General features: G+C 64.7%; 23 protein-coding genes. 15 read left to right on the top strand and 8 right to left on the bottom strand.

Translation table 11 applies throughout. The annotated features are described in order from the left end of the window. The first annotated feature begins 7 nt into the window (after nt 1-7). The 6 genes from G6N27_RS03845 to G6N27_RS03820 all read left to right on the top strand — a co-directional run bounded on the left by G6N27_RS03845 (nt 8) and on the right by G6N27_RS03820 (nt 6,271). Nucleotides 8-988 carry a quinone oxidoreductase family protein gene (locus G6N27_RS03845; protein ID WP_179963344.1) on the top strand — a complete coding sequence of 327 codons (981 nt, stop codon included), beginning with the start codon at nt 8-10 and terminating at the stop codon, nt 986-988. A 10-nt stretch (nt 989-998) separates the two neighbouring features. Further along, nucleotides 999-1,817, top strand: a complete 819-nt coding sequence (locus tag G6N27_RS03840; RefSeq protein ID WP_232064854.1) for an enoyl-CoA hydratase/isomerase family protein — start codon at nt 999-1,001, stop codon at nt 1,815-1,817. Nucleotides 1,818-1,935: 118 nt separating this feature from the next. After that, nucleotides 1,936-3,639: an AMP-binding protein gene (locus G6N27_RS03835; RefSeq protein WP_163775147.1), complete on the top strand. Its 1,704-nt coding sequence runs from the start codon at nt 1,936-1,938 to the stop codon at nt 3,637-3,639. Next, nucleotides 3,639-4,832: an acyl-CoA dehydrogenase family protein gene (locus tag G6N27_RS03830; RefSeq protein WP_163775146.1), complete on the top strand. Its 1,194-nt coding sequence runs from the start codon at nt 3,639-3,641 to the stop codon at nt 4,830-4,832. The genes G6N27_RS03835 and G6N27_RS03830 overlap by 1 nt, the downstream gene beginning before the upstream one ends. Nucleotides 4,833-4,854: 22 nt before the next feature. Continuing rightward, nucleotides 4,855-5,601 (top strand): CoA transferase subunit A, encoded by a 747-nt coding sequence (locus G6N27_RS03825; RefSeq protein ID WP_163775145.1) that lies wholly within the window; start codon nt 4,855-4,857, stop codon nt 5,599-5,601. A 28-nt stretch (nt 5,602-5,629) separates the two neighbouring features. Further along, nucleotides 5,630-6,271: a CoA transferase subunit B gene (locus G6N27_RS03820; RefSeq protein ID WP_163775144.1), complete on the top strand. Its 642-nt coding sequence runs from the start codon at nt 5,630-5,632 to the stop codon at nt 6,269-6,271. A 10-nt stretch (nt 6,272-6,281) separates the two neighbouring features. Here G6N27_RS03820 and G6N27_RS03815 read toward each other — a convergent pair whose 3' ends face one another. The 7 genes from G6N27_RS03815 to G6N27_RS03785 all read right to left on the bottom strand — a co-directional run bounded on the left by G6N27_RS03815 (nt 6,282) and on the right by G6N27_RS03785 (nt 13,923). Then, nucleotides 6,282-7,064 carry a FadR/GntR family transcriptional regulator gene (locus G6N27_RS03815; protein ID WP_163775143.1) on the bottom strand — a complete coding sequence of 261 codons (783 nt, stop codon included), beginning with the start codon at nt 7,062-7,064 and terminating at the stop codon, nt 6,282-6,284. Between the two features lie 95 nt (nt 7,065-7,159). Then, nucleotides 7,160-7,621 carry a MaoC family dehydratase gene (locus G6N27_RS03810; protein ID WP_163775142.1) on the bottom strand — a complete coding sequence of 154 codons (462 nt, stop codon included), beginning with the start codon at nt 7,619-7,621 and terminating at the stop codon, nt 7,160-7,162. Nucleotides 7,622-7,634: 13 nt separating this feature from the next. After that, a complete protein-coding gene (locus tag G6N27_RS03805) occupies nt 7,635-8,528 on the bottom strand; it encodes an SDR family oxidoreductase (protein ID WP_163775141.1) in 894 nt (297 codons plus the stop codon). After that, nucleotides 8,525-9,652 (bottom strand): acyl-CoA dehydrogenase family protein, encoded by a 1,128-nt coding sequence (locus tag G6N27_RS03800; RefSeq protein ID WP_163775140.1) that lies wholly within the window; start codon nt 9,650-9,652, stop codon nt 8,525-8,527. The genes G6N27_RS03805 and G6N27_RS03800 overlap by 4 nt, the downstream gene beginning before the upstream one ends. Nucleotides 9,653-9,654: 2 nt before the next feature. After that, the gene (locus G6N27_RS03795) at nt 9,655-10,449 is read right to left on the bottom strand and encodes an enoyl-CoA hydratase-related protein (protein WP_163775139.1); all 795 of its coding nucleotides are present in this window, start codon (nt 10,447-10,449) and stop codon (nt 9,655-9,657) included. 115 nt (nt 10,450-10,564) lie between these two features. After that, nucleotides 10,565-12,412, bottom strand: coding sequence for a 1-acyl-sn-glycerol-3-phosphate acyltransferase (locus G6N27_RS03790; protein WP_163775138.1), 1,848 nt, complete (start codon nt 12,410-12,412; stop codon nt 10,565-10,567). Beyond that, nucleotides 12,409-13,923, bottom strand: coding sequence for an HAD-IB family hydrolase (locus tag G6N27_RS03785; RefSeq protein WP_163775137.1), 1,515 nt, complete (start codon nt 13,921-13,923; stop codon nt 12,409-12,411). Before G6N27_RS03785 ends, G6N27_RS03790 begins: the two co-directional genes overlap by 4 nt. Before the next feature lie 228 nt (nt 13,924-14,151). Between G6N27_RS03785 and G6N27_RS03780 the strand changes: the two genes are divergently transcribed. The 5 genes from G6N27_RS03780 to G6N27_RS25490 are packed head-to-tail and all read left to right on the top strand — an operon-like array spanning nt 14,152 to nt 18,753. Then, a complete protein-coding gene (locus G6N27_RS03780) occupies nt 14,152-15,252 on the top strand; it encodes an NAD(P)-dependent alcohol dehydrogenase (protein WP_163775136.1) in 1,101 nt (366 codons plus the stop codon). Nucleotides 15,253-15,271: 19 nt separating this feature from the next. Further along, nucleotides 15,272-16,249 (top strand): alpha/beta fold hydrolase, encoded by a 978-nt coding sequence (locus G6N27_RS03775; RefSeq protein ID WP_163775135.1) that lies wholly within the window; start codon nt 15,272-15,274, stop codon nt 16,247-16,249. Continuing rightward, a complete protein-coding gene (locus G6N27_RS03770; protein ID WP_232064853.1) occupies nt 16,230-17,645 on the top strand; it encodes a wax ester/triacylglycerol synthase domain-containing protein in 1,416 nt (471 codons plus the stop codon). Before G6N27_RS03775 ends, G6N27_RS03770 begins: the two co-directional genes overlap by 20 nt. Nucleotide 17,646: 1 nt before the next feature. Beyond that, nucleotides 17,647-18,156, top strand: coding sequence for a hypothetical protein (locus tag G6N27_RS03765; protein ID WP_163775134.1), 510 nt, complete (start codon nt 17,647-17,649; stop codon nt 18,154-18,156). 27 nt (nt 18,157-18,183) lie between these two features. After that, complete coding sequence (locus tag G6N27_RS25490) at nt 18,184-18,753, top strand: helix-turn-helix transcriptional regulator (RefSeq protein ID WP_269474242.1); 570 nt, start codon at nt 18,184-18,186, stop codon at nt 18,751-18,753. A 6-nt stretch (nt 18,754-18,759) separates the two neighbouring features. Here the strand turns inward: G6N27_RS25490 and G6N27_RS03755 are convergent, their stop codons facing one another. Continuing rightward, entirely contained in the window at nt 18,760-19,866 is a 1,107-nt protein-coding gene (locus tag G6N27_RS03755) for an NDMA-dependent alcohol dehydrogenase (RefSeq protein WP_163775132.1), read from the bottom strand. Between the two features lie 231 nt (nt 19,867-20,097). On the opposite strand from G6N27_RS03755, the gene G6N27_RS03750 reads away from it, so the two are divergent. The 4 genes from G6N27_RS03750 (at nt 20,098) to G6N27_RS03735 (ending at nt 24,811) form a co-directional block, all read left to right on the top strand. Beyond that, the gene (locus tag G6N27_RS03750; RefSeq protein WP_197746523.1) at nt 20,098-21,381 is read left to right on the top strand and encodes a cytochrome P450; all 1,284 of its coding nucleotides are present in this window, start codon (nt 20,098-20,100) and stop codon (nt 21,379-21,381) included. 109 nt (nt 21,382-21,490) lie between these two features. Beyond that, nucleotides 21,491-21,820 carry a hypothetical protein gene (locus G6N27_RS03745; protein WP_163775131.1) on the top strand — a complete coding sequence of 110 codons (330 nt, stop codon included), beginning with the start codon at nt 21,491-21,493 and terminating at the stop codon, nt 21,818-21,820. Nucleotides 21,821-21,989: 169 nt separating this feature from the next. Continuing rightward, nucleotides 21,990-23,321: a cytochrome P450 gene (locus G6N27_RS03740; protein WP_163775130.1), complete on the top strand. Its 1,332-nt coding sequence runs from the start codon at nt 21,990-21,992 to the stop codon at nt 23,319-23,321. Nucleotides 23,322-23,338: 17 nt separating this feature from the next. Further along, on the top strand, nt 23,339-24,811 hold the full coding sequence (locus G6N27_RS03735) for an aldehyde dehydrogenase (RefSeq protein WP_163775129.1): 1,473 nt from the start codon (nt 23,339-23,341) through the stop codon (nt 24,809-24,811). The last annotated feature ends 1 nt before the right edge of the window (nt 24,812 follow it).

The following is a 24,812-nucleotide window of genomic DNA, read 5'->3' as shown; positions in this document are numbered from 1 at the left end:
GGTTGGCTTGCACGCTGTGATCATGAACGAGTTCGGCACCGCCGCGGTACTGCGGCCGGGCGAACATCCGGACCCGGCCACGCGCCCGGGCTGGACCACCGTCGCCCTGCGCGCAAGCGCACTGAACTGGCATGACGTCCTGGTGCGCCAGGGTCGCTACCGTTCACCACTGCCGCACATCATCGGCGCTGACGGTGCCGGCGTGCGTACCGACACCGGCGAGGAAGTGGTGATTCTGCCGTCGCTCGACTGGGGCGATCGCGAAGAGGCACCCGGCAGCGGCTGGCAGATTCTGGGCGATCACGTGCCGGGCACCTACGCGGAGCTGCTCAGCGTGCCGACCGGTTGTCTGGCCGCCAAACCCGCGGGACTGAGCTGGACCGAAGCCGCGGCCCTGCCGCTCGTCGGAGTCACCACCTACCGCGCGCTGTTTTCCCGCGGACGCTTGCGGGCGGGCGAGTCGATGCTGGTGATCGGCGCCGGCGGCGGGATCTCCACCATGGCGATCGCACTCGCGGTCGCTGCCGGCGCCAGCATCGCGGTGACCTCGTCATCGACTGGCACCGTCGAGCGTGCGGTGTCCGCCGGCGCATGCGGCGGCGTGCTGCACAGCGAACCCGAATGGCCCGAACACGCGCGAACCCTGTCACCCGGCGGTGCCGGATTCGATCTGATCCTCGACCCGGTCGGCCGCTGGAGCGAATCCGTGCAAGCGCTGCGGCCCGGCGGCCGGCTCGTGGTGCTGGGCGCGAACGCCGCCGACACCGCGCAGATGGATATCCGTCGCTTCTATTTCGGTCAATTCGATCTGCTCGGAACCACCATGGGCAGCAGCCGGGATTTCGCCGGATTGCTCGACATGATCGATCGCTGCTCGATGCGTCCGCCGGTCATCGATCGGGCGTTTCCGTTGGACCGCGCGGCCGAGGCGCACGACTACCTCGAACGCGGACGCACGTTCGGCAAATGTGTTCTGACAATCGACTAGGAGGCGCGCCGTGACCGAATCCCCCGAACTGGTCACCTACCGACTCGAACCGGCGCTCGCCGACCGCGACGACGGCACCGCCATGGTCGCCTATCTGACGCTCAACGATCCCGACCGGCGTAACGCGCTGTCCGACGCCCTGCTCGATCAGCTGAGCGGCCTGCTGCGGCGCGCTGGATCCGATTCGCAGGTCAGGGTGATCGTGCTGACGTCCTCGCACCCGCGGATCTTCTCGTCTGGGGGCAACCTTGACGCATTCGCCGACGACCGGCCGACGATCACCAAATACGAAGGCCTGAACCGCTTTCCCAACCTCTTCCGCACCCTCACCGAGATCGACAAGCCGATCGTCTGCGCCGCGAACGGCGACGTGCTGGCCGGTGCGCTGGGCATCGCGTTGGCCTGCGACCTGATCATCGCCAAGTCGTCAATTCGGTTGGGCTGCCCGGAAATCAATGTCGGCGCCTTCCCATTCATGATCTCGGCATTGATATTCCGCGCCACCGGCAGGTTGATCGCCAACGAGCTGATGATGACCGGTCGCCTGATCGACGCTTTCGAGGCGGCGGCGGCCGGGCTGGTCAACAAGGTGGTGGACGACGCCGAGTTCGACGACACCGTGCGCCAATGGGTTGCCGGCATCGCGGTCAAGTCGCCCCTGTTGCTCGGCATGGGCAAGCGGGCTTTGGCGGCGACCCGGGATCTCCCGATGGATTCGGCGCTGGACTACCTGCAGGCCCAGCTCGCTCTGGCATTCACCACCGAAGACCTCGCGGAGGGCGTGCGGGCCTTCAAAGAAAAGCGCGCACCACAGTGGCGCAATGCGTGAGCGCCCCGCTTCGATTCGTCGGGACCCTTGCCACTTTCGGTCTGACCATTCTACAATTCGGAGGATTACGCCTCCGTATACTACGGTCGGCGGATCCTGAGAACCGAGGAACAACGCGATGAAGCCGAGTCCCCACACCGCCCGGTACACAACTCAAGAAATCGAGCAGTACTACCGCGCGGGGTTGTGGAGCACCGATACGTTCCACGACCTCCTGCTGCGGCGCCTCGACGACAACCCTGACAAGGTGTTTGCGACCGACGGAACGCGATCGCTGACCTATCGAGAGCTTTTCGATGCCGGCCAACGGCTGGCCGTCGGTCTGCACCGCTATGGACTGCGAAGCGGTGACACCGTCGCCGTGCAGTTGCCCAACTGGGTGGAGTTCATTCAGGTGCTGACCGCAGTGTCGCGCCTGGGCGTCATCATGGTCCCGATCATGCCGATCTATCGACGCGAAGACGTCGGCTACGTGCTGTCCAACGCAGGGGTGCGGGCAGTCTTCGCTCCGGCCCGGTTCGCTGAATTCGATTATCTGAACATGTATCTCGGTCTGCGTGAAGACCATCCCGACCTGACGATCGTCGTGGCCCGCCCCGACGCGGCCGCTGACGATGTCATCGGTGCGCACAGCGATGTGTTCTCTCTGCAGAATCTGGAAGTCGATACCGACGACACCAGCGCCAGAGAGGAACTCGACGCCGCGGCGGGTCCGGATGACCCGTTTGTAATCGTCTACACCTCCGGGACCACATCGCGACCGAAGGGGTGTGTGCACACGTTCAACACCTACTGTTCGGGCTCACGTCAGCTGATCGGGCCGTTCGGATACTCCGAAACCGACGTTCAGTTCGGTCCCTCCCCCATCGCGCACACCACCGGGCTGGTCACCAGCGTCTTGCTGCCGATGCTGACCGGAGCGTCGACGCACATCATGGCCAGATGGGATCCAGCGCGCGGCATCGAGGAGATCCAGCGCTTCGGCTGCACCGCCGCGGTGACCGCACCGACGTTTCTGCACACCTTGCTATCCGCCTACGACGTTGAGCGCCACGACCTGTCGACGTTGCGGCTCTGGACATGTGCGGGTGCCCCGATCCCCGCGGCGGTCGTCGAGCGGGCCGGCGCAACGCTGCCGGGCATGAAGGTGCTCAGTCTCTACGGGCGCAGCGAAAACCTGGTCACCTCGACGTGTTCGGTCACGGATGACGTGTCGCGCGCATTGACGTCGGACGGCCGGGCGATGCCGGGCTCAGAGATCAAGATCGTCAACGCGGACGGCGCCGAGGTGCCTCGCGGCGCGGAAGGTGACATCGCTTACCGCGGACCGGCTCACATGATCGAATACCTCGCCAATCCCGTGGAAACCGCGGCACTGTTCACCGACGACGGCTTTTCCAAGTCGGGAGATCTCGGGACGATGACCCCGGATGGCTATGTGCGGGTGACCGGTCGAACGAAAGACATCGTCATCCGCGGTGGGATGAACATCAGCGTCCGCGAAATCGAGGAGCATCTGGCGAATCATCCCGCACTACAGGCCTTCTCAGTCGTCGGAATGCCCGACGAGCGCCTCGGCGAGCGGGTGTGCTGCTTCGTGGTCGCGGCGCTGGGCCATGAGGCGCCCACGGTCGACGACATCCGCGAATTTCTGCTCGAGCGCGGTATGCCGATCCAGAAGACACCCGAGCGCGTCGTCGTCATCGAGTCGCTACCGATGACGGCGACCGGCAAGGTCCTCAAACACGAACTGCGCAAAGACATCGAAAGGCGCCTCGACGAGGAAGCCGCGCGAGCCAAGGAAGTTGCGGGCGCCAGCTGATGGAATTGAAGGACAGTCCCGCCGAGGCGGAATTCCGTGCCCGCGTGCGGGTGTGGTTGCAGGACACGCTCCCGCGTCTCGGTGGCGCTGAACCGGCACGCCTTGAGGACAAACTCGACTACTGGCGCGCCTGGCAGCGGCTGCTCTACGACGCCGGGTATGCCGGGCTGTCATGGCCCAAGGAACACGGCGGCGGCGGCGCGGATGCCAAGCTGCGGGCGGTGTTCAACGAGGAGCTCGACAGAGCCGGCGCGCCGGAGCGGCTCAACATCATCGGCGAAGACTTCGCCGGACCTACGATCATCCAGTTCGGTACGCCGGCACAGCATCAGCGCTATCTGCGAGAAATACTCACCGGCAACGAAATCTGGTGCCAGTTGTTCTCCGAGCCGGAGGCCGGTTCGGACCTGGCCTCGTTGCGTACCTCTGCCACCAACGTCGACGGCGGTTGGCGAATTCAGGGGCAGAAGATATGGACCAGCCGTGCCCAACTGGCGTCCCAGGCGATCTTGCTGGCCCGCACCGGTGGCGGACCGCGGCACCGCGGGATCACGTACTTCCTGCTCGACATGACCAGCCCGGGCATCCAGGTGCGCCCGCTGGCGCACATGCTGGGCGAGTCGGAGTTCAACGAGGTGTTCCTCGACGACGTGTTCGTTCCCGATGACTGCGTTCTCGGCGAGGTAGACAGCGGCTGGCAGGTGGCGATGGGCACCCTGGCCTTCGAGCGGGTGGGTATCGCCACCGGGCGGGTGAACACCACCGGCGCGGTCAACGATCTGATTCGCGAGATTGCAGCTCGAAGCGCCGACGACGGCACCCCGCTGGGCGCCGATCCGCTGGTGCGCCAACGGATCGCCGACCTCTACGGGCGTGCCCTGATGCACTACCTGATCGGACAGCGGGTGATCACCGGGGCCGCCGAGGGCGAACCGCCGGGCCCGGTCACCTCCATCGGGAAGCTGTTCTTCTGTCCGCTGGTCGAAGACATCGCCGATTTCGGTCTGGAGCTCGACGAGATGGGCGGGCAGTTCGCCCTCGCCGAGAAAGGCATCGCGGACGCGTCGACGGCGTCTCAGCAGCGGTGGCTGCGGCTGGCGTATCAGGCGAGGGGAACCGCCATCGCCGGCGGGTCGACGTTCATCCAGCGCAACATCGTCGCCGAGCGCATTCTCGGCATGCCGAAGAGCTGACACACCGAGGAGGATCGTGACGATGGATAAAGTCGTGGCGACGACGGCAGAGGCAGTATCCGACGTGACAGACGGATCGTCGCTGGCTGTAGGGGGGTTCGGGCTGTGCGGCATTCCCCAGGCGTTGATCGCGGCGGTCCTCGACCTCGGGGTGAGCGACCTCGAGACGGTCTCGAACAACCTGGGCGTCGACGGGGTCGGCCTGGGAATACTCCTGGAACACAAGAGGATCCGGCGCACAGTCAACTCATATGTGGGAGAGAACAAGGAATTCGCCCGGCAGTACATGGCGGGTGAACTCGAGCTCGAACTGACCCCGCAGGGCACGCTGGCCGAGCGGCTGCGTGCCGGCGGGGCCGGGATCCCCGCCTTCTACACGCCTGCCGGAGTCGGGACTCAGGTGGCCGACGGCGGTCTGGCCTGGCGCTACCACCACGACGGTACGGTGGCCGTCGCCTCACCGCCGAAGGAGATCCGCGAATTCGACGGGCGTGCTTACGTTCTGGAGAGGGCCATCCGGACCGACTTCGCGCTGGTGCACGCCGTCAAAGGGGACCGGCATGGCAACCTGGTGTATCACGCGGCGGCCGCGAACTTCAATCCGGACTGTGCCGTGGCGGGCCGCATCACCATCGCGCAGGTGGAGCACCTGGTCGAACCGGGCGAGATCGAACCCGCCCACGTACATACGCCGGGGATCTACGTTCAGCGGGTGGTACACGTGGCCAACCCGGTGAAGCAGATCGAAAAGGAGACGATGCGGACATGAGTACAGCGATGAGGAGGAGTGGCGCCATATGACCTGGAGTCGAGACGAACTGGCGGCGCGGGTTGCCGCCGAGTTGCACGACGGGCAGTACGTCAACCTCGGCGTCGGGTTGCCCACCCTGATCCCCGGCCACATCCCTGCCGACATCACCGTCGTCTTGCATTCGGAAAACGGGATTCTCGGCGTCGGGCCGTACCCTCGGCGCAAGGACCTCGACGCCGACCTGATCAACGCTGGTAAGGAGACGGTCACCACCTTGCCGGGTGCGGCATTCTTCTGCTCGTCGTCCTCGTTCGGGATCATCCGCGGCGGCCACCTCGACATCGCGGTGCTGGGCGCCATGCAGGTCTCGGCCGCCGGGGACCTCGCCAACTGGACGATCCCCGGCAAGATGATCAAAGGCATGGGCGGGGCGATGGACCTGGTGCACGGCGTCGGACAGATCTTCGTGATGATGGAGCACACCGCGAAGGACGGCAGCGCCAAGATCGTCGAGCAATGCACGCTGCCCCTGACCGGCAAACGCTGCGTGCACCGTATCTTCACCGATCTCGCCGTGATCGATGTCGCCGACGACGGTCTGCACCTGATCGAGACGGCGCCCGGCGTCACTGTTGACGAGATTGTTTCGAAAACCGAAGCGCCGCTTGCGCTTCCAGCAGTGGCGTGATGCCCGCCGGTCAATCGTCGACGCTGATTGCCTGCCGGTCATCCATCGCGAGGGCGGCCTTGGCGTAACTGTGCACATGGCGGCGCATCCGCCGGGCCGCCGCCTCGGCGTCGCCGCTGCGGATCGCGTTGGTGATCGATTTATGCGCTCGCGCCGTGACCGTTCGCACGTTCTCATCGACGAAGGCCGCGTTCTCGGTGCCCGCATAAATCGCTTGCGACAACGCGGTCATGAATCCGATCAGTAACTCATTGTGGCTGGCCATCGCCACCCCGACATGCCAGTCGAGGTTGGCCTGCAGAAATGCCGACAGGTCGGAGTCGAGGTCGGCGATGTCGTTGTTCGCCCGGTCCAACACGGCCAGGTCCTCGTCGGTTCGTTTACGGGCGGCCAATTCGGCGCAGAACGGTTCCAGCGCCTCGCGCGTCTCCATCAGATCCGCCAGTTTGATCCGTTGCCCCCGGATCAGCATGCTCACCGAACTGGCCATCGACGTCGTGGTCGGACGTTGGACGAACGCACCACCGGCCCGGCCCGCTCTGACCCGCACCAGATTTTGAACCTCGAGGATTCGCAATGCTTCTCGCACCGTGGCCCGGCTCATCTGAGTTTGCTTGACCAATTCGCGCTCCGCCGGAAGCGCTGTTCCCTCGGGGAGTTCGCCGCTGAGGATCCGCTCGCGCAGCTCACGCGCCAACACGTCGGACGCTTTGGGAACGTCGACCGGTTTCAGCAGGAGCGTCGACCGTGTCGGCGCCGAGCTCGTCCCGCCGTTCGTTTCACCTTGTGCCATCGCTGTGGTCCCCCAGACTTCGGCTTAAAGGTAAGGCCTATCACTAAGGTTAGCCTATTTGCGGGTAAATCCGGTCGAACGTGGTCCGTAACAGCTCAGAACACCATTCTCGCGATCAGCTCGGCTACGGCCGCCGGCTTGTCGGAATTATCGAGTTCAACGGTGTGCCGGACGGTCAGATCGATCGTCGAGTCGCCGGCCTTGACGGCGTTGACGAGGTCAGATCGGACCCGGACGCGACTGCCCACCCGAACCGGCGCGAGAAAGCGCACCCTGTTGAGCCCGTAGTTGATGCCCATCTTCGCGTTCTCGACCCGGTAATTGGCCTTGCTCAAGCCCGGGATCAGCGACAGCGTCAAGAAGCCGTGGGCAATAGTCGTTTTGAACGGGCTATCGCTGCGGGCTCGCTCGACGTCGACATGGATCCATTGGTGGTCGCCGGTGGCATCAGCGAACGCGTCGATGCGATCCTGATCGACGGTCAACCAGTCGGAGACGCCCAATTCTTCGCCGACAGCGCCGACGGCATCGTCGATGGAGGAAATTATTCGGGTCATGTTCGTGACGGGCCTACACCGAGCGGGCGGACTTGGCCGACGCGGAGGCCGCTTTACTGTGCGCGCGGGCCTGCACCCAGTCGTCTTCGCTCATGACCGACAAGCCGGCGAAGGTGTTGGGGCCGGCGAGCCGCTGGCCTCCGTCCATCGCGATCGTCTCCCCGGTGAGATAGTCGCACGCATCCGAGAACGCGAAAATCGTCAGGTTCGCCAGTTCGCCGATGGTTCCCGACCGGCGCAGCGGAATCTGTTCGGGCTGAGTGGCCCCGGTCGAGCTCTTGTCGGTCGGATTGAGCATCTCCCAGGCGAACTCGGTCGGAATCGGCCCCGGCGCAAGGGCGTTGAGGCGAATTCCGTACGGACCCCACTCGACTGCCAGCGACATCGTCATCGCGTGCACGGCAGCTTTCGCCATGGCCGAAGGGACGACGAAGGCCGAACCGCTCCACACCCACGTCGTCAGATTCGACAGCACCGATCCGGGCAGCCCCGCAGCAATCCAGCGTCTGCCCACGGCCAGCGTCGTATTGAAGGAACCCGTCATGACCGTCGAGGTGATCGCGTCGAAAGCACGCGGGCTCAGACTGACCGTCGGCGCAATGAAATTCGCAGCCGCATTGTTCAACACTCCGGTCAACGGGCCGTGCCGGTCCCATATCTCGGCGACCGCGGCGTCGACCGCGTCGAATTCTCGAACGTTGACCGTCTGATAGTGAATCGCGCCGGGATATCCGGTCGCGATGTCGGCGGCCGCCTCGGCCAGCACAGATTCGCGCCGCCCCCACAAATGCACATGGGCACCGTGGGCGACCAACCGCTGGGCGACTCCGCGACCCAGCCCAGTACCGCCGCCGGTGATCAGAATGCGCTTGCCATCGAGCACCCTCGGATCGAAGATGCGCGTCATAGTCCCAAGCTCTTCCCGATGATCTCGCGCTGAATCTCGTTGGCGCCGCCGTAGATCGGTGGTGCCAATGCTTTCCGGACCTGCGCCTCCATGCCGAATTCGACGCTGTAGCCATTGCCGCCCATCAGTTGCACACCCTCGAGCGCGGCACGTTTGGCCACTTCGGTGCACTTGAGTTTCGCGATCGAACCTTCCCGGGCGAGTTGGTCTTCCAGTCCGGCGTCGATCTGAGCGGCCACCTGATACACATACGCGCGGCAGCAGTCGATCTCGGCGGCCAGATCGGCCAGCCGATGGCGGACGGCCTGGAACGTACCGATGGGCCTGCCGAACTGTTCGCGGGTGCGCACATAGCCGATGGTGTCTTGCAGAGATCGGCGTGCGGCGCCCTGCGACATCGCGGCGATGATGAGTCGCTCGACGTTGAGCCCGCGCATCAACCGATGCCAGGCGTCACCGATCCCGCCGACGACGTTGTCGACGGGTACGACGACGTCGGTGAAGAACACGTCGTTGACGGTGTGGCCGTCCATGGTCTGGATCGCCTTGATATCCAGTCCTGGCGTCGAGGTCGGCAGGTACAGCAGTGTCAGGCCGTGGTGTTTTGCGGCGTCGGGATCGGTGCGGGTGAGGACCAGCAGGTGATCGGCCAGATGTGCCGCGGTGATCCAGGTCTTCTGGCCGTTGACGATGAAGCGGTGATCGTCGCGGACCGCTCGGGTGCGGACCCCCGCGAGATCGGACCCCGCGCCGGGTTCGGACAACGCGATCGCTTCAAAGTGCCCGGCGCACAGGTTGCCGACGACCTCCTTCTTCTGCTGTTCGGTGCCGTGTCGCAAATAGGTCTGTGCCGCAGTCAATCCCGTGCCGTAGGCATGGATTGGCGCCTGGCCGCGCGCGGTCTCCTCCAAGAAGATGCACTCTTCGACCATCCCCGCTCCCCCGCCGCCGTATGCGACGGGAATCGACACACCGAGCCAGCCGAGTTCGGCAAACCGTCGCAGCAGTTCGGAGCTGTTGGACAGGCCGTTGGTCAACTGCGCGCGCTGTTCGAAGGTGGCGCAGTTGTCGGCACAGAATCGTTCGATCGCGGCCGCGAACTCCGACTGCTCGGCCGTGAACATGCTCAGTTGCCCCGGTAGGCAGCGAATTCGGGGCTGCGCTTCTCGTTGAAGGCGGTGATGCCTTCCTGCGCTTCGGGAGTGTCGCCGAACATCTTCAGCGTCGAGTACGCCATCTGACCCACCGACGCGAATTGTTCGGTGTCGGTGTTGAACGACTGCTTGAGAACCTTCAACGCGGTCGGGGAAAGCTGCAGGATTTCGTCGGCCCATGCGCGGACTTCGGACTTGAGCTGGTCGGGCGGTACGACCTTGTTGACCAGTCCCCAGTCGTAGGCCTGCTGAGCGGAATACCTGCGGCACAGGAACCAGATCTCGCGTGCGCGCTTCTCGCCGACCACACGCGCGAGGTAGCCGGTTCCGAAGCCCGCGTCGAACGAGCCGACTCGCGGACCGTTTTGACCGAACAGCGCGGTGTCGGCGGCGATCGTCAGGTCGCACAGCACGTGCAGAACATGACCGCCGCCGATCGCGAATCCGTTGACCGCCGCGATCACCGGCTTCGGCACGTCCCGGATGACCCGATGCAACGTATCCACCTCGAACAACCCGGTTTCGGACGGGCCGTAGTCACCGGTCTCGGCGCGCTGCTTCTGGTCGCCACCGGTGCAGAAGGCTTTCTCGCCCGCCCCCGTCAGGCAGATCACGCCGACTTCCGAACTGCCCCAAGCCAATTTGAAGGCCCGAATCAGCTCGTCGAGCGTGCGCGCCCGAAACGCGTTGTAGCGTTCGGGCCTGTTGATCGTGATCCAGGCCAGACCACGGTCGACCTCGTAGGAAATGTCGGTGAACTCGGTCATCGGTTGCCTCTCCTCATTGAAAGCCCGGCAAGTCAGAAGGTCCTGAAAGCCACTCGTTTATGGTCTTACCATATTACCAAAGCGACGCCAGCCGGCGCCAGACGCGGCGACGTGCTCATACCGTCACGAAGTCCCGACGCAGCTGGGCCAGTTCACCGATTGACCGCTGCAGGTCGTCGAGCTCGGCGACAAGGGCTTCCCGACCGACGGCAATATCGGACTCCGCGGCAGCGGGGTCGAGAAGCCCGCGGTGACGGGCCATCTTCAGGGCGGCGGTGAACATATCGGCCGACACCGACTCTTCGGTGATGCGGTGCTGCAGGGACCACTGACGAGCGAGCCGAAGACACCTCTCGAGCAGCGCGGGCTCGTCCACGTCGCGCACAGTGCCGCTGCTGAGCAACTCCTCAGCCATCACCCGGTACGCGTCGATGAAGGGCCTGAGCACGAGATGTGCTACAAGTAGCTCGCTTTCGGTCAAACTGCGCATCGCCTCATCGGGATCCAGCGGCGCCCCGGGGTCGTGGCCGCGGCCGGTCATGATCGCGAACTCATTCCACAATTCGTCGGCGAACTCGGCACGCCCGGCGAAGAAGAAGTCGAATTTGAGCAGTTCGCGGACCGCCGACGCCCTTTCCCATCCCGTGCGCTTGGTGGCCCCCGGCGTCCGGACGATGGCCAGCAAGGCAAGCTCGGCGATCGCCCTCATCACCAGGACATGGACCGCGCTGTTGCGGTAGACCGCCGCGATCAGATGCTGGTCGCCGCCGATCCCCCACACCGTGCTCGGCCCTTCGGAGTAGCACGACAACACCCCGGAGCCGACCAAGTCGCGCAGCGTCCGCGAGACCGTAGCGCGGTCGGTGAGGTCGGCCCTCCCGGCGACGGGCCAGCCGCGGGCGCGCAGGTACCGGGCCAGCGGCGCGACCGTGGCGCACACTTCGTCGAGTGTCAGGGCACGGTCTTCACCGAGCATCGCAACGCACACCGCGGCTGTCGCAGTCACCGGTGTGACCTGGTTGAGGCGGTGGCAGATGTCGAGCGCGATCCGCTCGACGATTTGCCGGTCGTTCAGCCCCTCGGCGCGCAACGCCACCATGCGCTCGTACAGCGGCACCGGCGCAGCGAAGTTGATGTAGATATGGCCCAGCCGATACCGAAGGCCGCGTGCGTAACTCAACAACCAGCGCGCGTTCTCGGGCTTCTTGGGAAGCCCACGCGATTCCTCTGTCATCAGTTTGACTTCGTGCAGCGGCAACTGGTCGAAGAGAATCGAGACGGGAACGGCGAGCGTCTGCTGTGAGCCCACGGATTCGACGGCATCGGTGACATACCGCAGCAATCCGTACCGCGGGGTCCGCAACTTGCCGGTGCGTGTGCGGCCCCCTTCGATCGACCACACCAGGTTGCGGCCACTGGCCACCATCTGGCCGACGAGCGCGCGCAGGGCCAACCGATACACCGGTACGTCGCCCGTCGAGCGCCGGACCGGGATGAATCCGTTGCGTCGGGCCATCGTGCCCAGCGGGAAAAAGTTGAGGTTGGCGCCGGCGAGCCCGAAGGTCGGCGAGATACCTTCCCGGGTGAGGCGCGGCGGAAACGAGAACTGATCCAGGTAAGACCGGTGCGAGATCAAGAAGATCAATGCGTGGTCGCGGTCGAGGGCCCGCAGTCGGGCCACCTCGTCGTCGTCGACGACGACCTGAAAGCCACGAACCATCCATGCGGACAATGCTTTCCAGGTGCGCACGACGGATGGGACATGAGTGGCCGCCATCTCGCGTACATAGCCGACCGCCTCGGCGTGCACGTCGGTCGCATCGCGGCCCAGTTGCGAAGCTAATTGCGTTGTGGCGCGATGAAAGTCGTCAGACCCGAGCAGTGCCTCGGCTTCGTCTGACGACCGGCCGGCGGACGCTTTCGCACCGAGCACCCTGGTGAACCGGTCGTGCAGCGACGTCATCGCTGCACCGCTCCGGATCCCTGCGCGATCGCATCCGACCACCTCTTTGCCGCGTCGATACCCGGCCAATCGTCCAATGTGTCGACATACAACTGGCGCGTCCGCGACACCCATTCGTTCAGGTCGTCCCGCGTCCAGTCGGTGGTCGGAACCGGTTCGTGGACAACGACTTCGATCGTGCCTTCCTGAACCACCTTGGCATTGCGCCACATGATCTCGCCTGCGTTGCGAATGACGATCGGAACGATCGGCACCCCGGCGTCGCGGGCCAGGTGAAAGCCGCCCTTTTTGAATGCGCCGACGCGCGGGCTCAGCGACCGAGTGCCTTCGGGCGCCAACACGATCGAGATCCCGGCGCGTAGCTTTTCCACCACGGGCTGCATTGCCGAGATGGCCTGAGACGTGTTTGCCCGGTCGACGAACGCGACATCGGCCAGCGTGAGCAACTGCCCGAGCACCGGGATCTGTTTCACTTCGGCTTTGGCCATGACGCTGAAGCCGCGCTGGACCACCCGCGAGGTGACCAGTGCGTCGATCAACGTGCTCTGATGGTTGATGAGAAACACCGCCGGCCGTCGCGTGCTGTGATGCTCGTCGAGGACCGTGACCCGGACGTTGCTCAATTGTCCACCGACACGGCCGAACAGCCGCGTGGCCGCGTCGACCCCGTGGCGGCGATCCACGGTCAACGCCCCGGCCAGCGCGCCCACGCCCACCGCCGCGGCGAAGCTCCCGAACAACGCCGACGTCCTGGCCAGCGCCACGGGATGCAGGCGGCTTCGCTTGCCGGAAAACCGCAGGAGTTGCCACCCGCGCTCTTCTGCTCGACGGGCCAGCAGCGGCTCCGGGTTGACCGGGTGGGGGAACCCGACACCTTCGAGCAGCGGGACGTCCTCGGCGCCGTTGGCGTAGGCATGGCTGTTTTTCAGCGGGATGCGTCGACGTCTGGCGAACTCCTTGACCGCGGCGAGTTTGCCCTCCCCCCACGGCGGACGTCCCACGACGCCACCGGTGAGCACGCCGTGCTCGGTCTGGAGCTCGGTGCACAAGACATGCTCGACACCCAATTCCCGGGCAATGGGCTGCGCCTGCATCCGCGTCGCCGAGGTCGCGATGACAACGGTGTGGCCGCGATTCTGGTGGGCGCGTACCAATCGCCACGCCCCGTGAAAGAGCGCGCCGGCGATCTGCTGAGCGAAGAGTTGCTCGCCCAATTCCATGAGGTCGTCGTCTTGGCGTCCGACCCAGCCCCGGATGCCCTGCGTGACAAGGTCTTTGAATGCCTCCTCGGTGAGGGGACCGCCGATCGCGGCGCGCAATGTCCGGATGAGCTCGTCGGGTCCGAGTTCGAGATTGCGGGCGCGGTGCGCGTAGAGCGCGCCGGCCGAGTACCCCTGGATCAACGTTCCGTCGAAGTCGAAGAACGCCGCCACGCTCCGACCGGCAGGTCCTGTCTTGATGCGCTCGATCAATTCGTCGACAGCGATCACCGGTGCTGGCGTGCCGGTCATCTCATTTCTCACTTCCGGCCGGTGGCTGCAAACAAGGTTGCGACCATCCCAATATGAGGACTTGCGCGGACCGCGCCAAGGGGTTGGAAAGGAAATACCCCCTCTGCGGGGTAGAGAACTGCCCGATGTGGTGACGCGGTGGCATCGGTCGGTCGGCCACACTCATCAGCACGCGCGTGGGTACTCGCACCGTGCCCGCGTGCCAGCGAACGGAAAAGAGGCAGCCGGATGCACATTTCAGCCGCAGTAGTGCAGGAGGTGGGAGCGCCGTTCAGCATGGCCGATGTCGAACTTCAAGAACCGGCATCCGACGAAGTGCTGGTACAGATCGCCGGAGTCGGCATCTGCCACACCGACATCGCGGTCAAGGAAGGCCATCTGCCGTTTCAACTGCCAGGCGTCCTGGGCCACGAAGGCAGCGGAACCGTGGTCTCGGTCGGTGGCGACGTCACGGCGGTTGCCGTCGGTGACCATGTCGCGATCAGCTTCAACAGCTGCGGTATGTGTCCTCGGTGCGCCATGGGCGAATCGGCGTACTGCCACAACTTCCTCGAATACAACTTCAGCGGAGTGCGCTCGGACGGAACCTCCGGACTGACTTCCGCCGGCACCAAATTGGGTGCAAATTTCTTCGGCCAGTCGTCGCTGGCCACCCATGCGCTCGCCCACGAACGCAACGTGGTCAAGTTGCCGTCGGACGTACCCGTCGAATTGGTCGGACCTCTTGGCTGCGGGATCCAGACCGGCGCCGGCGCAGTATTCAATTCGCTTGACGTGCAACCCGAGTCGGCGGTGGTGGTCGCCGGCGCGGGAGCGGTGGGCCTGTCGGCCGTGATGGCCGCGGTGGTCCGCGAGGCCAGCTCGATCATTGCTGTCGACCTCCACGAAAGCAGGCGGACGCTGGCCACCGAGCTCGGCGCCACCCACACCATCGATCCGCAAGCCGGTCCGCTGGCCGACCAGATCCGGGAGATCGTGCCGGCCGGAGTCGATTACGCCATCGACACCACCGCCGTGACCCCGGTCGTCGAACAGCTGCTGGCCTCCCTCGGGATGCGGGGAATGCTCGGGCTGATCGGTGTACCGGCCGATCCCGACGCGGTCTTCTCGGTCGGCCTGTTCCAGCCGCCGTTGCTCGGGCTCACCATTCGAGGCATCGTCGAGGGCGACTCCGATCCGCAGACCTTCATCCCCTACCTGCTGGATCTTCATCGTCAGGGCAAATTCCCGTTCGACAAGCTGATCACGACGATGCCGATGGCACAGATCAACGAGGCGGTCGCCGCCCAGCACCGCGGCGAAGTCCTCAAGGTCGTACTGACACCCTGATCGGAGCCGACTCACTTCCATGGCGAGCAACTCGCACCGACGGGCGACCATCCTGACCGCGGCCCTGCTCGGCGGAACCGCCGCGGCGGCGCGAGCCGCGCTCGTCCGGCGCCGCTCCGCCGAGCCCCGCGCAACAGTGTCCGTCCTGGATCTGACCCCGAACCACCGCGCCGGGACGGGCACGCCGCTGCTGTTGCTGCACGGGATCGGGGGCATTTGGCAAGCCTGGTCGCCGGTGCTGCCATACCTGGAACCGCACCACGATGTGATCGTGCCGACCCTTCACGGACACGCGGGCGGCCCGGCGCTGGACTCCGGCGTGGTGCCATCAGTCCAAGCGCTGGTGGACGGCATCGAGGCCGAGCTCGATCGGCTGGGCCTGCCGACCGTGCACATCGCCGGCAACTCACTCGGCGGGTGGATCGGCATCGAGCTTGCCCGCCGGGGACGCGCTCGGTCACTCGTTCTGCTCAGCCCGGCCGGGGCTTGGCGTTCGCCTCGCCGACTCCGGGCGACCGCGCACGGCATCAGGTTCTCGTTCGGCGCGCTCGCCCGCAATTCGTCGCGGGCAGAAGCGATCGCCGCACGGCGCGTGATGCGCTGGGCGATGTTGGCCGCCCAGGTGGCGCATCCGCATCGGGTGCCCCGCGAGACGTTGGTGACCTACATCCATGCCAGCGGTCAGTCCCCGGTCGTCGAGCCACTGTTGCGGGTGCTCCACCTCACCCCGGTAGACCCATTGCCCGCGGACCGGGACTACCCCGTGCGCCTGGTGTGGGCCGAACGCGATCGCATCCTGCCGTTCAAGCACTTCGGCTCGCCCATGCTCGAACGCCTGCCGGGAGCGGAGCTCATCCGCCTCAGCGGTGTCGGCCACGTGCCGATGTCCGACGACCCCGCCGGTGTCGCCGAGTTGATCCTCGAAGTGACCCGTGCCGTCGACGACGCGGCAGCCTCGACACCGGGAGGTGATGGTCTTGCCCGGCAAAGAAACTGACGACCTCGCCTCGTGGGGTGGCGGCCAAGACCTCAGCGCCTGGGAAGCGTTGATGTGGCGTACCGGCAACGACTACCGCACCCGCTCGACCGGCGTGGTCGTCGAAATGCTTGACACCGAGCCGGATTGGGATCGCCTGGTCGCCGCCCACGATCGCCTGACCCGGCTGGTACCGCGGCTGCGCGAACGCGTTGTCGAACCCGTGCTTCCCTTGGTGACGCCGGCCTGGTCGCCCGACCCCCGGTTCGACCTGAGCTACCACCTGCAACGAGTGCGGCTCCCGGGTGACGGGTCGATGGACGAACTACACGCGCTGGCGGCACAATTCGCCGCCCGTCCGCTCGACCCCGAACGTCCCCCGTGGGAGTCGCTGTTGGTGCTCGGCGTGGCTGGCGGCCAGGCCGCCTATCTCTTCAAGCCGCATCACAGCCTCAGTGACGGCATCGGCTTGCTGCAGCTGTTGGACCTCGCCCATGGGCACAGCCGGGAGCCCGGGCCCACCGACCTGCGGCCAGTACCCGAGCCGCGTCGGCAGGAGTCCCCCGAAGGGCTGCTGCTACACCGATTGGCCGACAAGGTCGTCGGCGCGCCCGGTGACGCTGTGCGCGAAGTCTTCCACGTCGCCAGTCGGCTGGCCACCGACCCGATCGGAACCGCAAGCGAAGCAGTCAAATTCGCCATGTCACTGCGACGAGTGCTCACTCCGCCCGACGCTCCGCATTCTCCCGCATTGACAGGCAGCGGATCCGGCTACCGGCTGGATACCTTCGACGTACCTTTCGACGGCCTGAAGGCTGCCGGCAAGGCGGCCGGCGGTTCGGTCAACGATGCGTTCCTGGCCGCTCTACTCGGTGGGCTTCGCCGTTATCACGAAAAGCTCTCGTTGACAGTCGATTACATACCGATGGCAGTTCCGGTCAGCCTGCGCACCGACGCCGACCCGATGGGCGCGAACAAGTTCGCCGGCGCGCGGTTCGTGGCGCCGGTCGGCGAACCGGATCCCGAGGCCCGCATCGCTGCCATCCACGAATTCATCGCCGACGCGCGGATGGAGCCCGCGCTGGGCTTCCTGGACCTTCTCGCGCCGGTCCTGAGCCGGCTGCCGGGATTTGTCCTCACCCGCATCGCCGGCGGGATGACCGGCCTATCCGATCTGCAGGCTTCCAACCTTGGGGCGGTCAGTCGCCCGCTGTATTTGGCCGGCGCACGGGTCACCCACATCTACCCGATGGGTCCTCGGCCAGGCATTCCCGCCATGGTCGCGATGGTGACTTACGACGGAACATGTTGTATCGCAGTCAACTTCGATCCCGATGCCGTCGTCGACGCCACGGCATTTGCGATATGCCTGCGCGAGGGCTTCGACGAAGTGCTCGCCCTGGCGAAAAGCGGCTGACATGGAGAGCGTCGAGCAGGCTCGCGAAGTCCTCAGCGCCGCCGAAGAAGTGGTCGGCAGCGGCACGATCAGTCCCGGATTCGGCGACGACGATCTCGACGCGGCGGCTGCCGCGTTGTCGGCGACTCGCCGCGCGCTTAGCGAGCGACTGACCGCTGGCGCCAGCGACACCGATCCCGCCCGGGCCGTGCAGATAGCGGCGCTGCTGGTGCGATCGGAACGTGCGCAGGCCGAAGTCCTCGATGCACTGCTTGACCGGCGGGCAGCCAAGGTCCTCATGGTCCGCGATGCGGTGGGGCGGCTCCGACAAGCGGGAAGCACGGCGGAGCTCATCGAGCGGGCGGCCGCGGAAGCCCAGTACATGGGGTTCGACCGAATCTTGTTCTCGCGCATCGATCATGGATTCTGGCTGGCGTCTTCGGCGTACGCCGGCACCGATGAGGGGTTTGCGCACACCTTGATCGAAGTGGGGCTGGCACATCCGCGCAAACTCAACGGCGCTCTCCTTTAGGCAGAGATGGTGCGCCGTGGCGCACCGATGGTGGTTCGTGATCCTCAGTCGAACCCACGGGTGTACACCGAATTGGTCGCCCTCACCGAAACGGAGGCCTATGTCGCGGCGCCGGTACTCGCTTGGGGCCAGCCCATCGGTCTACTGCACGCTGACCGGCAGGCGAAGTCGGCGCTGGTGGACGAGTCGGACCGCGACGTGCTGGCCGTGTTCGCCGAAGGGCTGGGTATCGCATTCGAGCGCAATCTGTTGCTGGACAGACTCAAGTCGGTGCAGCAGGCCTGTAACGACTACGCGCGCGACGTCAATGCGGTCGTCGACGACGTCACCGTTGCGGTGATGGAAAGCGCGGCCCTCGGTGAGCCCCTCGAACCTGCCCCTCCTCGCGAACGCGACGGCGGCGCTGCGGAGACGCTGACCCGCCGGGAATGGGACGTGTTGCACGGAATCGCTGCGGGAAAGACCAACGCGCAAATCGCGATCAGCCTGTTCGTTGCCGAGGGGACCGTCAAAACCCATGTCAAGCACGTACTGAGGAAGCTTGGAGCGGCAAATCGCACCGAAGCCGTTGCCAAGTATCACCACATCGTCAATTGACGTAGTTCAGAATCGGATCACGCCGCGTATGTTGCGGCCCTCCAGCATGTCCTCATACCCGGTGTTGATGTCGTCCAGCGAGTATTCGATGGTCACCAGTTCGTCGAGCTTCAGCTGACCGAGGTTGTACATCTCCAGGTAGCGCGGGATATCGTGGCGCGGGTTCGACGATCCGAACAGCGAACCGTGAATTGACTTCTCGTACAGCGTCAATTCGAACAGCGAGCCGCTGATCGACAAATCGGTCGGGTGACCGATAGCGGTGACGATCACCTTGCCGCGTTTGCCGACCAAGCTCAGCGCCTGGCCCACGTATGCACTCTCTGCCACGTCGGTGGTGATGATGCAGGCGTCCGCGAGCTGTCCACGGGTCAGATCGGCGATCAGGCCCTGCGCCTCTTCGACTGTCGCAGAGGTGTGGGTGGCGCCGAAATCAACGGCCCGGTCCCGCTTGTAGGCCACCGGGTCCACCGCGACAATGTGGCGCGCTCCTGCGGCTTTCGCGCCCTGAATGGCATTGCTGCCGATTCCTCCCACACCGAGCACGACGACGGTTTGGCCCGGCCTGACCTGAGCGGTGTTGACGACGCTGCCGAAACCCGTTGGCACACAGCATCCGATCAGCACCGCCCGATCCAGCCGACTACCGGCGTCGACTTTCACCACTGACGCGGTAGGCACCACCGTGTATTCAGAAAATGTTCCTAGTAGACACATTTGGCCCACGCCGGCGCCGCGGGCGTGAAAACGATATGTCCCGTCAAGCTGCGGACCCTGAATTATCGCGGCGCCGAGATCGCACAAATTCGTCATGCCGCGCGCGCAGTACGAGCATTTCCCACACGCGGGCAGAAAGCTCAGGACAACCGAGTCGCCCTCGCCGATGTCGCTGACGCCGGGTCCGACAGCGGCTACGACGCCGGCGCCCTCATGTCCGCCGACGACCGGAAACGGTATCGGTATATCGCCGGTGACCAGGTGGTAGTCGGAATGGCACAAGCCGGACGCCGTCATCTTGACCATGACCTCGTTGGGTCCGGGTGGGTCGAGAGTGACTTCTTCGACTTGCCACTTCTCACCCGGGCCCCACAACAGCGCGGCTTTGGTCTTCATGTCCACAACCCTCCATCACCCTCACGACCACGTCACCGAATTGTGGTCACGCCTCACCTTCGCACCGCATCTCTCCAACGGGGTGTTTTTGCTGCCATCAGGCGACAAATACCGATCTAGGGGTAGGAAAGTTAGCCCGGATGGGAGAGGTGCCGCAGATCACAGCGACCTACCGTCGGCTGTTAAGACGCCGATCGTTCGTATCGGCGATGAAGACGATGGGAACTGATCATGGCCGTAACGGATGAAGTCGTCAGAACCGACCTGAACACGATGTCGTTCTGGGCGCAGCCCCGCCCCGAACACCACCGGACGTTCAAGTGGCTTCGGGCCAACCAGCCGATCAGTTGGAACAATGCTCCCGAGGCACTGGATCCCAACCTCGACAACGCCAAAGGGTTCTGGTCAGTCGTCAAAAATCGCCACATACAAGAGGTTTCGCGGCACCCGGAGATCTTCAGCTCCGCCGAGGGCGTCTTCATCGACGACTTCCCTCAGTTGGAGACGATGCTGTCGTTCATCGTGACCGACCCACCGCGGCACACCGAGATGCGCAACATCGTCAACGTCGCGTTCGCCCCGCGCAACATCAATAAGATGGTCGATCAGATCAACGGGCTGGTGGAGAAGATCATCGACAAGGTTGCGCCGCTGGGCGAAGGGGACCTGTGTCAACTGATCACCAAGGAAGTGCCCGGCCGGGTCTTCGCCAACTTCATGGGCATCCACGACCCCGATCACATCGAGTACGTGATGGACGCCGCCGAACAGTTCGCCGGGTGGGCCGACCCTGAATGGGCGCACATCGGCTCACCGTTGATGGTGTTCGCCGACGCCTCGAACAAGCTTGCGACACTCGCCCTGGAACTTGCCGAGGAACGCAAGCGCAATCCCGGCGACGACCTGCTCACGTGGGTGGCCCAAGCGGAGTACGAGGGTCACAAACTGACCACCGGAGAAGTCGGGGTCTTCTTCGCGCTTCTTGCCGCCGGCGCCAACGACACCACCCGCCACGCGATGGCGCACGTCATCACGCTGTTCCAGCACAACCCCGACCAACTCGCTTATCTCATGGAGGATTTCGAAGGCCGGGCCGACGACGCGGTCAACGAGTCCTTGCGGATGGAACCGCCGCTGATGCACTTCCGCCGGACCGCTCTGCGCGACCACCAACTGGATGACGTCACCATCAAGAAGGGCGACAAGGTGGTGATGTGGTACATCTCCGGCAACCGGGACGAAGATGTCTTCGACCACCCCGACACGTTCGACATCAGCCGCACCCAAAAGCACAATCCTCACCAGGCGTTCGGCGGCGGCGGTCCGCACTACTGCATCGGCCATGCGCTGGGCAAGGCGGTATTTGAAGTCTCAGATGCGGCAGGTCTACACCCGGATGAAGAATCTTCAGTCGGCGGAACCAGAGCTGCTGCTGTCGAACTTCATGACCGGCGTCAAGCGGCTTCCGGCGACCTGGACGCCCGAATGACGCTGAAATGCCGGAGCGCCAACTGATTTGGCTTGCTCTTACCCCCATGGTGGCAGCGATGACCCCCCGTCATGGTGACGCGCGAAGAAGGCCGTCACGCTAAGACTTGAAGCCGGGAATGCGGGAAGGGGCATCGTGAACTTCAAGGACGTCGTTGCAATACTGGACAACTCGGTCGGCGGTGCCGACGCCGATGTGGTGTCGCACGGCCCCTTCTGGCGCGATGTCACGCGAGACCGATTCGTTGACATGAAGGTCGGCGGAAGAAAGCTCGTCGTCCTCGGCGACGGCGCCGGCTCAAACCTGGTGTTGTCGTTGAAAGGCGAAGCACCGTTTGGCTCCGACCTGGACGACCCGCCCGTCGGCGCAGTGATCCCTCGCATGCCGGCCTACCTCGATCCGGTCCCGGCGGAGGACATCGACCGCATCGAGCAGTGGATCGACGACGGCTGCCCGGCGGATTGACCAGCGCGAAATCCTGGTCTGAACAGCCATCGCGGACCCGATTACCCCCAACGTGGCAGTGATGACCCCCCGTCATGGTGACGCACAAAGAAGCCTCACGCGATGAGACTTGAAACAGCCGTAGGCAGCCACGTTGGTCACTCAAGGCAGTAGGAACAGGACACCCGAGATGACGATTACCGAACACACCGAGTCAGCCGTTCTTCCAGACGAGATCGCGCGACGCGTGGTGCTCCCCGAAGGCCACTCCGATCTCACCGCGCTGCACGAGGCCTACAAATGGCTGCGCCACAACATGCCGGTGGCCAAGGCAGTCGTCGATGGCTACGACCCGGTCTGGTTGATCAGCAAGCACGCCGACATCCAGGAAGTGGAAAGCCTCTCGGAGGTATTCGCCGCGGGCGGTGGCGCCGACAATCCCGGCTCGCACAACCCGATCCTGCAGAACCTCGCCGGTGACGGGTTCACCAAGCAACTCCTCGGTGGCAGCCTGCGCATCCTCGACGCACTCCCCTACATCGACCCACCCGAGCACACTCACGCCAAGAACATGGCGTTCAACTACTTCAAGCCCAATTCGGTCAAGAAGTTGGAGGACCAGATTCGCGAGCTCGCAAGGGAGTCGATCGAGCAACTCAAGCAGGTGTCGGCCCGCGGCGAGATCGATCTCGTCGACGACTGGGCGCTGGGCTACCCACTGCACGTGATGATGACGTTGGTGGGCGTGCCGCGCGAGGACGAGCCGCGGATGATGGCGCTTACCCAGGAGTTCTTCGGCGCGGCCGACCCGGAGCATCAGCGCGACGACGTCGAGGTGCTGTCCCCGGAGGCGATGGCCCAACAGTTCTCGGCCACCATCCAGGACTTCTTCGGCTACTTCGACGCTCTCGCCGAAGACCGCCGCGCCAACCCTCGCGACGACCTGGCCACGGTGGTCGCCTGCGCGAAGGGGGCGGACGGTGAGTACTGGCCCAAGTCCTTCGTCTACGGCTGGTACACGGCCATCTTCACCGCTGGGCACGACACCACATCGGCAACCCTGGCCGGCACGCTCCAGCAATTGGCTAAACACCCCGACATTCTGGCGCGCGTCAAAGCCGACCCGAGTCTGATCCCTGACCTGATCCAGGAGGGTCTGCGTTATGTGGCACCGGTCAAACACTTCATGCGCAAAGCGTTGACGGACTTCACGTTGCACGGTCAGACGATCAAAGCCGGTGATCGTTTGATGCCGTTGTTCCAGTCGGGCTGCCGCGACGAGGACGTCTTCGACCACCCCGACGAGTTCAACATCGACCGCAAGCCGAACAACCACCTCGCGTTCGGGTTCGGCGCGCACACCTGTGTCGGACAGCACCTGGGCAAGCAGGAATTGAAGGTGATGTTCGAGGAACTGCTCCCCCGACTGGACTCGATCGAGGTCCTAGGGCCCGGCAGCGTGACGCAGACGAACTTCGTCGGCGGTCTCAAGCACCTGCCCGCCAAAGTCAAGATCTCCTGAGCCGCCGGCACTTTCAGATGACAACCATCGACTATCCCCAGCTCTACATCGGCGGCACGTGGCGAGCTCCCGCCGGTCACGACAGCATCGGGGTCTATTCGCCTGCAACAGAAAATCGCATCGGTTCGGTACCCAGGGGCACCGAAGCCGATATCGACGCGGCTGTCTCGTCTGCCAGAACGGCGTTCGACGCCCCGGACGGTTGGGCGAACTGGGATCCCAAGGAGCGCGCCGACGTCCTCGAACGATTCGCGGTGGAGCTGGAAGCGCGCGGCGCTGAAACGGCCCGACGGGTGTCGATGCAGAACGGCATGCCGATCTGGCTCGCCCAGCAATTCGAGGCCGGCTTCCCGCCGTTGCTGTTGCGCTACTACAGCGACCTGATGACCAGTGCGCCGGTCGAGGAACCACGCGTCGGCATGCTCGGTGGCGCATCGCTGGTGTCCAAGCAGCCCGTCGGCGTGGTGGGCGCCATAGTGCCCTGGAATGTCCCGCAAGGGATTTCATTTCTGAAACTCGCACCCGCCCTGGCAGCCGGCTGCTCCGTGGTGCTCAAGCCAGCCGAGGAAACCGTGCTCGACGCATTCCTCATGGCTGAGGCCGCGGCCGCCGCGGGCGTGCCCGACGGTGTGCTCAACGTTGTCCCCGGCGGTCGTGAGGTAGGTGCCTACCTCGTCGAACATCCTGGCGTGGACAAGGTGTCGTTCACCGGCTCCACCGCTGCGGGTCGGTGGATCGCTGAAACCTGCGGACGACTGCTACGACCGGTCACTCTTGAACTGGGTGGCAAGTCGGCCGCCATCATCCTCGACGACACTGACCTCGCCGCCTCGCTCGAGTCCTTCTTCGGCTGCACTCTGCTGAACAACGGTCAGATATGTTGGCTGAACACCCGAGTCCTGGCTCCGCGCAGCAGGTACAACGAAATCGTCGACACAATAACAGATCTCGCGCGTTCACTGACGATCGGCGACCCGCTCGATCCGGAAACCAAGATTGGCCCGCTGGTGTCGCAGCGGCAGCGTGACCGCGTCGAAGGCTACATCGCCCAGGGCAAGAGCGAAGGCGCTCGGATGACCACCGGCGGCTCTCGGCCATTCGACCGGGGTTGGTTTCTGTCGCCGACCATCTTCGCCGACTTGGACAACAACGCGACGATCTCGAGGGAGGAGATCTTCGGTCCGGTACTCTCCCTCATCCCCTACTCCGACGAGCAGGAAGCGATCGCGATCGCCAACGACAGTGTCTACGGCCTTGGCGGCACGGTGTGGTCTTCGGATGCCGAACACGCCACCAGCGTTGCTCGCCGGGTTCGTTCCGGGACCGTAGGGATCAACCACTACGTCAACGATCCCGTTGCCCCGTTCGGCGGCATCAAGCAAAGCGGGATGGGTCGCGAACTCGGTCCGGAAGGTCTGCACGCGTTCCAGGTGTACAAGACCATCTACCTGCCACCGGTTCCCGACCAGCAACAGGCCACGCAGTTGTAGT

It is taken from the genome of Mycobacterium cookii (assembly GCF_010727945.1).
Taxonomy (GTDB): Bacteria; Actinomycetota; Actinomycetes; order Mycobacteriales; family Mycobacteriaceae; genus Mycobacterium; species Mycobacterium cookii.
Note: the sequence above shows the minus strand (reverse complement) of the source record. Positions and strands in the feature narration are given on the sequence as shown.

What these genes read in the sequence shown, in the direction of transcription:
- G6N27_RS03835 (WP_163775147.1), top strand. Translation starts at nt 1,936, where the DNA reads ATGAAGCCGAGTCCCCACACCGCCCGGTACACAACTCAAGAAATCGAG.
- G6N27_RS03830 (WP_163775146.1), top strand. Translation starts at nt 3,639, where the DNA reads ATGGAATTGAAGGACAGTCCCGCCGAGGCGGAATTCCGTGCCCGCGTG.
- G6N27_RS03825 (WP_163775145.1), top strand. Translation starts at nt 4,855, where the DNA reads ATGGATAAAGTCGTGGCGACGACGGCAGAGGCAGTATCCGACGTGACA.
- G6N27_RS03820 (WP_163775144.1), top strand. Translation starts at nt 5,630, where the DNA reads ATGACCTGGAGTCGAGACGAACTGGCGGCGCGGGTTGCCGCCGAGTTG.
- G6N27_RS03815 (WP_163775143.1), bottom strand. Translation starts at nt 7,064, where the DNA reads ATGGCACAAGGTGAAACGAACGGCGGGACGAGCTCGGCGCCGACACGG.
- G6N27_RS03810 (WP_163775142.1), bottom strand. Translation starts at nt 7,621, where the DNA reads ATGACCCGAATAATTTCCTCCATCGACGATGCCGTCGGCGCTGTCGGC.
- G6N27_RS03805 (WP_163775141.1), bottom strand. Translation starts at nt 8,528, where the DNA reads ATGACGCGCATCTTCGATCCGAGGGTGCTCGATGGCAAGCGCATTCTG.
- G6N27_RS03800 (WP_163775140.1), bottom strand. Translation starts at nt 9,652, where the DNA reads ATGTTCACGGCCGAGCAGTCGGAGTTCGCGGCCGCGATCGAACGATTC.
- G6N27_RS03795 (WP_163775139.1), bottom strand. Translation starts at nt 10,449, where the DNA reads ATGACCGAGTTCACCGACATTTCCTACGAGGTCGACCGTGGTCTGGCC.
- G6N27_RS03790 (WP_163775138.1), bottom strand. Translation starts at nt 12,412, where the DNA reads ATGACGTCGCTGCACGACCGGTTCACCAGGGTGCTCGGTGCGAAAGCG.
- G6N27_RS03785 (WP_163775137.1), bottom strand. Translation starts at nt 13,923, where the DNA reads ATGACCGGCACGCCAGCACCGGTGATCGCTGTCGACGAATTGATCGAG.
- G6N27_RS03780 (WP_163775136.1), top strand. Translation starts at nt 14,152, where the DNA reads ATGCACATTTCAGCCGCAGTAGTGCAGGAGGTGGGAGCGCCGTTCAGC.
- G6N27_RS03775 (WP_163775135.1), top strand. Translation starts at nt 15,272, where the DNA reads ATGGCGAGCAACTCGCACCGACGGGCGACCATCCTGACCGCGGCCCTG.
- G6N27_RS03765 (WP_163775134.1), top strand. Translation starts at nt 17,647, where the DNA reads ATGGAGAGCGTCGAGCAGGCTCGCGAAGTCCTCAGCGCCGCCGAAGAA.
- G6N27_RS25490 (WP_269474242.1), top strand. Translation starts at nt 18,184, where the DNA reads ATGGTGGTTCGTGATCCTCAGTCGAACCCACGGGTGTACACCGAATTG.
- G6N27_RS03755 (WP_163775132.1), bottom strand. Translation starts at nt 19,866, where the DNA reads ATGAAGACCAAAGCCGCGCTGTTGTGGGGCCCGGGTGAGAAGTGGCAA.
- G6N27_RS03750 (WP_197746523.1), top strand. Translation starts at nt 20,098, where the DNA reads ATGGCCGTAACGGATGAAGTCGTCAGAACCGACCTGAACACGATGTCG.
- G6N27_RS03740 (WP_163775130.1), top strand. Translation starts at nt 21,990, where the DNA reads ATGACGATTACCGAACACACCGAGTCAGCCGTTCTTCCAGACGAGATC.
- G6N27_RS03735 (WP_163775129.1), top strand. Translation starts at nt 23,339, where the DNA reads ATGACAACCATCGACTATCCCCAGCTCTACATCGGCGGCACGTGGCGA.